The organism is Blastococcus sp. SYSU DS0616 (assembly GCF_054051015.1).
The window spans coordinates 41117-51122 of record NZ_JBJHAJ010000030.1 but is presented as its reverse complement, the minus strand read 5'-3'; the positions used below and the strand labels follow the sequence as shown (position 1 = coordinate 51122).

The following is a 10006-nucleotide window of genomic DNA, read 5'->3' as shown; positions in this document are numbered from 1 at the left end:
CCCCCCCCCCCCCCCCCCCCCCCCCCCCCCCCCCCCCCCCCCCCCCCCCCCCCCCCCCCCCCCCCCCCCCCCGCCCCCCCCCCCCCCCCCCCCCCCCCCCCCCCCCCCCCCCCCCGCCCCCCCCCCCCCCCCCCCCCCCCCCCCCCCCCCCGGGTGTCTCAGCCGGCGGTCGTCAGCCGGCGATCCGCCGGGCGCTGTTGTAGCCGCCCATCGAGTCGATCGACGCGACCTTCACCGGGACACCGGACGTGGCGGCGTGCACCATCTGGCCGTTGCCGATGTAGATGCCGACGTGGCTGACCGGGCTGTAGAAGAACACCAGGTCACCCGGCTGCAGGGCGGACCGGGAGACCGGCGTCCCCATGGTCGACTGCATGCGGCTGGAGTGCGGCAGGCTGATGCCCGCGGCCGCGTAGGCGTACTGCACCAGGCCCGAGCAGTCGAAGGCGTTCGGGCCGGCGGCCGCCCACACGTAGGGGTCGCCGATCTGGGCCATGGCGGTGTTCACCGCGGTCTGCGCCGCGCCGCTGCCGCCGGACACCGGCGCGGGCGGCGCGGGGGCGGGGGCCGGGGCGGGAGCCGCGGGGGCCGGGGCGGGAGCCGCGGCTGCGGGAGCCGGGGCGGCGGGAGCCGGGGCGGCGGCCGGCGCCTCCTCGGCGGCCTGGGCTGCCTGGGCCGCGGCGGCCTCCTCGGCGGCGTGCCGCTCGGCGGCGGCGCGGGAGGCGCGCTGTTCCTCGGCGCTCAGCCGGTCGAAGTGCGCCTGGTAGACGGCGATCTCCTCGTCGAGGCGCGCCCGCTCGGCGTTCACGCGGTCGACCTGCGCCTGGGCGTCCGCCGCGGCCCGCTCGGCGTCCGCACGGGCGCGCTCGGCGTCCTCGCCGGCGGTCCGGGCCTCCCCGAGCACGCCGTTGTTGTGGGCGGCGATCGTGTCGAGCAGGCCGACCCGGTCGATCAGCTCCGTGGGCGAGCCGCTGGTCAGCATCGCCGTCACGGTGTCCAGCCGGTCACCGGTGTACGCGCTGCGGGCCACCGTGCGGACGCGGTCCTGCGCCTGGGCCAAGGCGGCCTGCGCGGCGGTGAGCTCCTCGGCGGCCGCGTCGGCGGACGCCTGCGCCGCCTTGAGGTGCTCGCGGGTCTCGTTGAAGCGCTCGGTGAGCACCTCCAGGTCGTGCGCGCGGGCGGCGACGAGGTCCGCCGCCTCCTGGGAGGTGGCCGGCTCGGGGTCGGCGACGGCGGGGAGCGGCGCCAGGACGACGCCGCCGGCGGCCACGAGGGCCAGCAGGGCCCGCCGTCCGGTGATGCGGCGGTGGGCAGGGCTGAGCGAACTCGCCATGTTCGGCGGGTCTTCCTTTCTTCCACGGCCGCCTACCGGGTTAGCTGACGGGTTCGGGCGGGAAGTCGCCCGGCGGCGGACGGCCCGTGCGGGCCGCTCGTCGCTTCACCCCAGGTGGTGCGTTGGGTCCCCGGTCCGGGTGCCGGACGGATCCGGCGGGTGGTTCGGCGGCGTCCGGGCGGCTGTCACGGGTCGAGTGACGAGAGGGTCCGTCCGGACGGGCCCACGCTAGGTGCCGATCCGGCCGATCACCATGCCTGGGGACGACTTCGTCCAGCACCGTGGCCGACAGTCCGGCGGGCGTTCACGCCCAGTCACCGACGCGCCGTGACACGCCCGCGGTCGGCTGACGTGAGGTGGACCACCTCACCGACGACCCAGACCGCCGGGGGGCGGACTGCGTGCTCGGTGAGGGTGGCCGGGAGGTCGGCCAGGGTGGTGCGCAGCGACCGCTGGGTGGGGGTGGAGCCGTCGGTGACGACCGCGACGGGGGTGTCGGGTGCGCGGCCGTGCTCGACGAGGGCGGCGGCGATGGCGGGGGCGGTGTCGACGCCCATGAGGACGACGAGGGTGCCGCGCAGTGCGCCGAGGGCGGCCCAGTCGACCAGTGACTGGGGGTGGCCGGGGGGCAGGTGGCCGGAGACGACGACGAATTCGTGGGTGAGGCCGCGGTGGGTGACCGGGATGCCGGCGAGGGCGGGGACGGCGACGGCGCTGGTGATGCCGGGCACGACCTCGACGGGGATGCCGGCGTCGGTGCAGGCCTGGACCTCTTCGAAGCCGCGGCCGAAGACGAAGGGGTCGCCGCCCTTGAGACGGACGACGCGGCGGCCGGCGCGGGCGTGGGTGATCAGCAGGTCGTTGATGGTCTCCTGGGCCATCGAGCGGCCGCGCGGCAGTTTGGAGGCGTCGACGACCTCGACCTCGGGGGGGAGCGAGGCGAGCAGTGGCTGGGGGCCGAGGTGGTCGGCGACGACGACGTCGGCGGTGGCCAGCGCCTGCCGGCCGCGCACGGTGATCAGCCCCGGATCACCCGGGCCGCCACCGACGAGGACGACCCGCCCCGGCCCGGTGTCGGAACGGCGGACCGGCAGGGTGCCGTCGGCGACCCCGGCGAGGACCGCGTCGCGGAGCCCGGCCGCCGCCCGGGGGTCGGCCGCGTCGTGGACCGCCAGCACGAGGTCGCCGGCGCGGCCGGTGACGGGCAGCTCGGCGCCGGCCCGCGCACCGTCGGTGCGGGCGCAGAAGATCCGGTGCCGGTCGGCGTCCCCGGCCACCGCGGCGTCGACGTCGGGATCGCCGGTCGCGGCCAGCGCGAACCACGCCCCGGCGAGATCCCCGGCGGCGTAGCGCCGCGGCCACCACTCCAGGTGCCCGGCGGTGGCGGCCGACTCCAGCGCCGGCGTCAGGCCCGGGCTGACCACCGTCACCTCCGCGCCGGCGGCGAGCAGGCCGGTCACCCCGCGGTGCGCGGCCGTACCCCCGCCCACGACGACCACGCGCCGGCCGGCCAGCCGCAGCCCGACCGGGTGCACGCCGTCGCCGGTGGGCTGGGTGGTCACGGGTCCTCCTGCTGCATCGGTGGGGGTGGTCCGGTGCGGGTCGGCGGTCGGGTCCGGCGGCCGCGCGACGGCGACGGTCACCCGGCCGCGCACCGTCTTCCCGACCTCGAGCACCCCGCCCCCGAGGAGCGCCGCCGCCTCGGCGACCGACGGGGTGCCCACCCGGTCGGCGACCGCGCCGGACGGTGCGGGCACGCGCACCCCGGCCAGCGCCTCGGCCGGGTGACCGGCGAGCGGCCAGCCGCGCCGGGCGGCGGCGTCCACCAGCCCCGGCTCGCGCACGCGCGTGTCCAGAGTGGCCAGCCGGACCGGCCCGCACGGCCGGGGGAGGACGGCGTCGACGGCGGCGAGCACCTCGGCGGCGCTCACCCCGGAGGACAGCCCGATGCCGACGGTCCTCACGTGGGCACGCCGGGACGGTCGGGCAGGGCGCCGAGCAGCCCGGCGGCGTCCCGGGGGAGGGGGCCCTCGGGGAGCAGACCGAGCTCGCGCAGCCGGGCACCCACCTCCAGCGCCCAGGGGCGGGACAGCCGCGCGCGGGCCAGCAGCTCGCCGTCGCCGAGGACGTCGTCAGGGGCGCCCTGCACCACCGCGCGGTCGACGACGACGGCCACCTCGTCGGCCCAGCGCAGCGCCAGGTCGACGTCGTGGGTGCTCATCACCACGGTGGAGTCGTGCTCCTGCAACCGGGACAGCGCGGCCAGCGCCTCGGTGACCGCAGAGGGGTCGAGCCCGGCGGTGGGTTCGTCGAGCAGCAGCACGCACGGCCGCATCGCCACCGCACCGGCGATCGCCACCCGCTTCCGCTCTCCGTAGGAGAGCTGGTGGGTGGGCCGGGCGGCGAGGTGGTCGACGGCGAGCAGGTCCAGGGCCTCGGCCACCCGCGCGCGCACCGCGTCCTCGTCCAGCCCCAGGTTGAGCGGGCCGAACGAGACGTCCTGCGCCACGGAAGCGGAGAACAGCTGGTCGTCGGGGTCCTGCAGCACCAGCTGGACGGTCTGCCGGTGCTGCCGCAGGCCGCGGCGGGTGTGCTCCAGCGGCACCCCGTCCACGGTCACCGCGCCGGAGACGGGCGCCAGCGCGCCGGACAGGCAGCGCAGCAGCGTGGTCTTGCCCGAGCCGTTGGCCCCGAGCACGGCCAGCCGCCGGCCGGCGGGGACGGTGAGGTCGGCGCCGTCGAGGACCGGGCGGCCGCGCTCGTAACCGACGACCAGCCCGGTGGCGCCGAGGGTCCGGTGGCTCATGCCACCACCACGCTGATCGCGACGATCCCCGCCAGGCCGGTGAGCGCGGTGGCCAGGAAGAGCCGGGACGACGGCAGCACCTCGGGCAGCACGCGCAGGTCGGTCTCCATGCCCCGGCCGGCCAGGCCCTCCTGCAGCCGGCGGGCGCGGTCCCAGGAGCGGGTGAGCACCCCGGCCGCGAGCAGCCCGGCGGAGCGGTAGGAGCGGCGCGGTGAGGACCAGCCCATCCGCGCCGTCTGCGCCTCGCGGATCGTGTGCAGGCTGTCGAGCAGCACGAACAGCAGCCGGTACATCACGCCCGCCACCTCGACGACCGCGGCCGGTACCCGGAGCCGGCGCAGCGCGGGCAGCAGGTCCGACATCGGCGTGGTGGTGGCCAGCAGGAGGACCGCGGCGCTGCCGGCGACCGCGTGCCCGACCAGCGAGCCGGCCTGCGCGGCGGCGTCCGGGGCCCAGCCGATGCCGCCGTCGCCGACGGACACCACCGCGGTGAGCGCACCGATCGCGATGAACGCCAGCGGCCAGCGGATCGCCCGGCCGAAGGTGCGGGCGGGCACCCGGGCCGGGCCGAGGGCCAGCCCGACGGCGGTGAGCCCGACGAGCACGCTGCCCGGCCAGGCGGGCAGCACCAGCGCGCAGCCGACGAGGCCGGCGCAGAGCAGCAGCTTGTCCCCGGGCGAACGCCCGCGCCATGCGCTGCGCCACGCCGCGTCGTCGACCGCGAGGCCGCTCACCGCGGGTCGGTCTCCGCCGGCGTGCTCGTGGCGGGCGCGGGAGCTGCCGTCCGCCGGCCGCGCAGCCGGCCCAGCACGTAGCCGAGCACGCCACCGCCGAGGGCCGCCTGCAGGGCGAACAGGCCGGACTCCACCTCACCGGACGGGCTGAACAGCGAGTCGAACCACGGGGTGTAGCCGTCGGCCTCGAGCTCCTCGGTCACCGCGGCGTCGGTGCCGCCGAACTCCGACCTGCCCCCGTCGAGGAGCAGCGGAACGGCGAACAGCGCGACCACCGCCACGACGAGGAGGGCGTTGACGAGCGCGCGGCGGTTCACGCGGCACCTCCGGCGGGCACGGCCGCGGGAACGGGGGCGGGCTTCAGGATGCCGAGCCGCTCGAGCTCGGGGCGGGCGTTGACCGTGAGCACCCGGAAGAGCAGCACGCCGAGCAGGCCCTCGCCGATGGCCAGCGGGATCTGGGTGACGGCGAAGACGCCGAGGAACTTGGCCAGCGCCCCGGCGAGGCCGCTGGCCGGGTCGGGGAAGGCCAGCGCGAGCTGGACCGACGTGGTGACGTAGGTGGCCAGGTCGGCCACCGCGACCCCGGCGAAGACGGCGGGTAGCAGCCCGGCCCCCGCGGCGCGGGTCAGCCGGTAGACGGCGTACCCGGCCCACGGCCCGACGACGGCGAAGGCGAAGGCGTTGGCCCCGAGCGTGGTCAGCCCGCCGTGCGCCAGCAGCAGCGCCTGGAACAGCAGCACGACCGTGCCGAGCAGCGCCATCACCGGGGGCCGGAAGAGGATCGCGCCCGGCCCCGTGCCGGTCGGGTGGCTCGAGCTGCCGGTGACGCTCGGCAGCTTGATCGCGCTCAGCACGAAGGTGAACGCCCCGGCCGCGCCCAGGAGCAGCGTCGACTCCGGGTTCTCCCGCACCTCCTTGACCACGGCCCGGGCGCCGTGCACGACGAAGGGCGCGGCGGCGATCGTCCAGCCGATCGCGTGGCCGGCGGGCAGGAAGCCTTCAGCGATGTGCACGGGCGTGCTCCGTTCGGACGGCGGGGGCGCAGGCGGTGACGAAGCGCTGGGCCAGCTCGGGGCTGCCGGCCCAGTTGAGGTGGAGGTAGGAGGCGTGGACCCCGCCGGAGACGAACCCCTCGGGACCGGTGGCGGCCCACTGCCAGGCGGGGGTGGGGCCGGCCGGGGGATCGGCGTGGGTGCGGTGGAACTCGTGGCCGCGCACCCGGGTGCCGGCCGCGGCGAGCACGGAGTCGGTGGTCGCCACCGCGGCGCGGTAGCCGAGGGTGAGCCGGGGGGCCATCGCCGTCCCGACGTCCAGGACCCCGCACATGGGGACGCCGTCCAGCTCGCGGGCCAGGTACAGCAGGCCGGCGCACTCGGCGGCGATCGGTGCCCCGCGGGCGGCGAGCGCGGCGACGTCGGCGCGCAGGGACTCGTTGGCCGACAACTCGGCGGCGTAGACCTCGGGGAAGCCACCGCCGACGACCAGCCCCGCGGTGCCGGCGGGCAGTGCCTCGTCGCGCAGCGGGTCGACGGTCACCACCTCGGCACCGGCGGCCGCGAGCAGCTCGGCGTTCTCCGCGTAGCCGAAGGTGAAAGCCGGGCCGCCGGCGACCGCGATGCGCGGCCGGCTGCCGGTGGGCGCCACCTCCGCGGCCGGGTCCCAGGGCTGCTCGGCGAGGTCGGGCGCCGAGCGGGCCAGCCGCAGCACGGCGTCCAGGTCGACCCCGGCGGCGACGACCTCCCCGAGCCGGCGCACCGTGGCCACCGCCTCGGCCGAGCGCTCCGCGGCCGGCACCAGGCCCAGGTGGCGGGAGGGCGTGTGCAGGGTCTCCAGCCGCCGGATCGCCCCGAGGACCGGAACGCCGGCGGCGCCGAGCGCCTCGCGCAGGATCGCCTCGTGCCGGTCGCTGCCGACCCGGTTGAGCACGACGCCGCCGAGCCGCACCGACGGGTCGAACGTGGCGAACCCGTGCACGAGGGCGGCGACGCTGCGGGCCTGCGAGGAGGCGTCGACCACGAGGACCACCGGCGCGCGCAGCAGCCCGGCCACGTGCGCGGTGGAGGCGAACCCGGGCTCGACGCTCGGGTGGGTGGCGCCGTCGAACAGCCCCATGACGCCCTCGACCACGGCGACGTCGGCGCCGCGGGCCCCGTGCAGCAGCAGCGGCGCGATCCGCTCCTCGCCGACGAGCCAGGGGTCGAGGTTGCGGCCCGGCCGCCCGGCGGCCAGCCCGTGGTAGCCGGGGTCGATGTAGTCGGGGCCCACCTTGTGCGGGGAGACCGTCAGCCCCCGGGCCGTGAGGGCGGCGATCAGCCCGGTGGTGACCGACGTCTTGCCGGCGTTGCTCGACGGTGCCGCGATCACCACCCGCGGCAGGCTCACCACTCGATCCCCCGCTGGCCCTTCTGGCCGGCGTCCATCGGGTGCTTGACCTTCGTCATCTCCACGACCAGGTCGGCGGCCTCGACCAGCGCCGGGGGAGCGTCCCGTCCGGTGATGACGACGTGCTGGCTGCCGGGCCGGGCGGTGAGCGTCGCGACGACGTCGTCGACGTCCACCCAGCCCCACTTCAGGGGGTAGGTGAACTCGTCGAGCACGTAGAACCGGTGCGCCTCGGCGGCGAGGTCGCGCTTGATCTGTGCCCAGCCCTCGGCCGCGTCGGCGGCGTGGTCGGTCTCCTCGCCGTGCTTGCGCGACCAGCTCCAGCCCGCGCCCATCTTGTGCCAGACGACCGGCCCGCCCTCACCGGTCTGCTCGTGCAGCCGGCCCAGCGCGGTCAGCGCGTTCTCCTCGCCGACCTTCCACTTGGCGCTCTTGACGAACTGGTAGACCGCGACCGACCAGCCCTGGTTCCACGCCCGCATCGCCATGCCGAACGCGGCGGTGGACTTGCCCTTCATCTCGCCGGTGTGCACCGCGAGCAGCGGGCGGTTGCGGCGCTGCCGGGTGGTGAGCCCGTCCTGCGGGACGACGGCGACCTGTCCCTGCGGCATCAGGCGGCCTTCCGCACGTCGCGGACCGTGCTGGCCAGGGACTCGGCGCCCAGTTCCTCCAGGCGCAGCGTCTGCGCACCGAGCTGGAGCCCCAGGGACGCCGCCAGCCCGAGCCGTACCGGCCCGGACTCGCAGTCGACGACGACGCTCGCGACGTCCGCCGCCGCGAGCAGCCCGGCCGCCCGGCGGGCCTCGCCCAGGTGGTCGCCGCCGCGCGCGCCGGTGGCCCGGCCGTCGGTGACGACGACCAGCAGCGGCCGGCGCCGCGGGTCGCGCACCCGCTCCAGCGTGAGCGTGCGGTGGGCCTCGAGCAGCCCGGCGGCCAGCGGGGTGCGCCCGCCGGTGGGCAGGCTGCCGAGGCGGGCGGCGGCCGCCTCGACCGACCAGGTGGGTGGCAGGGCGAGCTCGGCCGCGCCGGCGCGGAAGGTGATCAGCCCGACCTTGTCGCGGCGCTGGTAGGCGTCGAGCAGCAGGGAGAGCACGGCGCCCTTCACCGCGGCCATCCGGGAGCGGGCGCCCATCGAGCCGCTGGCGTCGACGACGAACAGCACGAGGTTGCCCTCGCGGCCCTCGAGCACGGCCTGGCGCAGGTCGTCGCGCTCGATCCGCAGCCCCGGGCCGCTGCGGCCGCGGGCGCGCTGGTGGGGCGCCGCGGCGAGCACGGTGCCGGCGAGGTGCAGCTTGGTGACGGTGCCCTCGGGGCGGGTCGACCCGACCACCCGGCCGCGCTCCGACCGCGCGCGCGACCGGCGGCCCGCGGCCCCGGCGCCGATCCCGGGCACCTCCAGCCGCCGGGTGCGGAACGGGTCGGACGGAGCGACCGCGGCCTTCTCCGGAGCCGGGGCCGCGTCGGTGTGCCCGCCGCCCTCACCGCGCGGGGCGGTCGTCGGCGGGACCTCCCCCCCGTCGTCCCCAGGCATAGGAGGCTCTACCTGCGTCTCGGCGTCGGACATGGGTGTATTGCTTCCTATGCCTGGGTCCGCGCCGGGGCCGCCGCCGTCGTCCGGGCCACCGCCGTCCGGGCCGCTGTCGTCCGGGCCGCCGTCGTCCGGGCCGCCGTCCTGCGGGCCGTCCGGGGGCTCCGGGTCGTCCTCGGGGCGGCTGTCCTCCAGCGCCCGGTCCAGGGTCTCCTCGTCGAGCCCGGGTGCGTCGAACGGGTTGCGCCGGCGCCGGTGCGGGAGCGCCAGCCGTGCGGCCACCCGCACGTCGTCCTCGGTCACCTCGTCGCGGCCGCACCAGGCGGCGTGCGCGATGGCGGCGCGGGCGGTGACGATGTCCGCACGCAGACCGTCGACGTCGAACGCTGCGCAGACGGCGGTGACCTGGCGCAGCGCGGTGTCGGAGAGGGTGACGTGCGGCAGGCGGGCGCGGGCGTCGGCGATGCGGGCGGCGAGCGCGGACTCGTCGGCGGCCCACTGCCCGGCGAAACCGGCCGGGTCGGCGTCGGAGGCGAACCGCCGGCGCACGACCTCGGCGCGGACGGCGGGGTCGCGCGGGGCGGCGACCTCCACGGTCAGCCCGAACCGGTCCAGCAGCTGCGGGCGGAGCTCGCCCTCCTCCGGGTTCATGGTGCCGACCAGCAGGAAGCGGGCGGCGTGCCGCACCGAGACGCCCTCGCGCTCGACGTACGCGGTGCCCAGCGCGGCGGCGTCGAGCAGCAGGTCGACCAGGTGGTCGTGCAGCAGGTTGACCTCGTCGACGTAGAGCACCCCGCGGTGGGCGGCGGCGAGCAGGCCCGGCTCGTAGGCCTTGACCCCCTCGGTGAGCGCCCGTTCCAGGTCCAGGGAGCCGACGAGCCGGTCCTCGGAGGCGCCGACGGGCAGCTCGACCAGCCGGGCCGGGCGGGTGCGGGCCGCCGCACCCGGCTCGTGCGGGCCGTCGGGGCAGGCGGGGTCGGGCGCTGCCGGGTCGCAGCCGAAGCGGCAGCCCGCGACGACGTCGACCGGCGGCAGGACGGCGGCCAGCGCGCGGACCGTCGTCGACTTCGCCGTGCCCTTCTCGCCGCGCACCAGCACCCCGCCGACGGCGGGGGAGACGGCGTTGAGCAGCAGGGCCAGCCGCAGGTCGTCCATGCCGACGACGGCGGTGAAGGGAAAGCTCATGCGGGGTACCCGCGCATGGCACGCGTCCTCTCCCCG

At 77.6% G+C, this 10006-nt stretch carries 9 protein-coding genes and 1 riboswitch; all 9 genes read right to left on the bottom strand.

Translation table 11 applies throughout. The features are described 5' to 3' along the window. Nucleotides 1–172: 172 nt before the first annotated feature. Nucleotides 173–1333 carry a C40 family peptidase gene (locus ACI79K_RS18175; RefSeq protein WP_456600411.1) on the bottom strand — a complete coding sequence of 387 codons (1161 nt, stop codon included), beginning with the start codon at nucleotides 1331–1333 and terminating at the stop codon, nucleotides 173–175. 14 nt (nucleotides 1334–1347) lie between these two features. Then, nucleotides 1348–1501: riboswitch (cyclic di-AMP (ydaO/yuaA leader) on the bottom strand. A gap of 146 nt (nucleotides 1502–1647) precedes the next feature. Continuing rightward, nucleotides 1648–3297, bottom strand: a complete 1650-nt coding sequence (gene cobA / locus ACI79K_RS18170; RefSeq protein ID WP_456600410.1) for a uroporphyrinogen-III C-methyltransferase — start codon at nucleotides 3295–3297, stop codon at nucleotides 1648–1650. After that, complete coding sequence (locus ACI79K_RS18165; RefSeq protein ID WP_456600409.1) at nucleotides 3294–4139, bottom strand: energy-coupling factor ABC transporter ATP-binding protein; 846 nt, start codon at nucleotides 4137–4139, stop codon at nucleotides 3294–3296. The genes cobA and ACI79K_RS18165 overlap by 4 nt, the downstream gene beginning before the upstream one ends. Beyond that, complete coding sequence (gene cbiQ / locus ACI79K_RS18160; protein ID WP_456600408.1) at nucleotides 4136–4873, bottom strand: cobalt ECF transporter T component CbiQ; 738 nt, start codon at nucleotides 4871–4873, stop codon at nucleotides 4136–4138. Before cbiQ ends, ACI79K_RS18165 begins: the two co-directional genes overlap by 4 nt. After that, the gene (locus ACI79K_RS18155; protein WP_456595445.1) at nucleotides 4870–5190 is read right to left on the bottom strand and encodes an energy-coupling factor ABC transporter substrate-binding protein; all 321 of its coding nucleotides are present in this window, start codon (nucleotides 5188–5190) and stop codon (nucleotides 4870–4872) included. The genes cbiQ and ACI79K_RS18155 overlap by 4 nt, the downstream gene beginning before the upstream one ends. Continuing rightward, entirely contained in the window at nucleotides 5187–5888 is a 702-nt protein-coding gene (locus ACI79K_RS18150) for an energy-coupling factor ABC transporter permease (protein ID WP_456589706.1), read from the bottom strand. Before ACI79K_RS18150 ends, ACI79K_RS18155 begins: the two co-directional genes overlap by 4 nt. Further along, nucleotides 5875–7257, bottom strand: a complete 1383-nt coding sequence (locus ACI79K_RS18145; protein WP_456600407.1) for a cobyrinate a,c-diamide synthase — start codon at nucleotides 7255–7257, stop codon at nucleotides 5875–5877. The genes ACI79K_RS18150 and ACI79K_RS18145 overlap by 14 nt, the downstream gene beginning before the upstream one ends. Further along, nucleotides 7254–7868, bottom strand: a complete 615-nt coding sequence (gene cobO / locus ACI79K_RS18140) for a cob(I)yrinic acid a,c-diamide adenosyltransferase (RefSeq protein ID WP_456595447.1) — start codon at nucleotides 7866–7868, stop codon at nucleotides 7254–7256. The genes ACI79K_RS18145 and cobO overlap by 4 nt, the downstream gene beginning before the upstream one ends. Then, complete coding sequence (locus ACI79K_RS18135) at nucleotides 7868–9970, bottom strand: putative cobaltochelatase (RefSeq protein ID WP_456600406.1); 2103 nt, start codon at nucleotides 9968–9970, stop codon at nucleotides 7868–7870. Before ACI79K_RS18135 ends, cobO begins: the two co-directional genes overlap by 1 nt. Between the last annotated feature and the right edge of the window lie 36 nt (nucleotides 9971–10006).

Bases quoted from the DNA above. Each gene is read 5' to 3' on its own strand.
- ACI79K_RS18175 (WP_456600411.1), bottom strand. From the start codon at position 1,333: ATGGCGAGTTCGCTCAGCCCTGCCCACCGCCGCATCACCGGACGGCGG.
- ACI79K_RS18165 (WP_456600409.1), bottom strand. From the start codon at position 4,139: ATGAGCCACCGGACCCTCGGCGCCACCGGGCTGGTCGTCGGTTACGAG.
- cobO (WP_456595447.1), bottom strand. From the start codon at position 7,868: ATGCCGCAGGGACAGGTCGCCGTCGTCCCGCAGGACGGGCTCACCACC.
- ACI79K_RS18135 (WP_456600406.1), bottom strand. From the start codon at position 9,970: ATGAGCTTTCCCTTCACCGCCGTCGTCGGCATGGACGACCTGCGGCTG.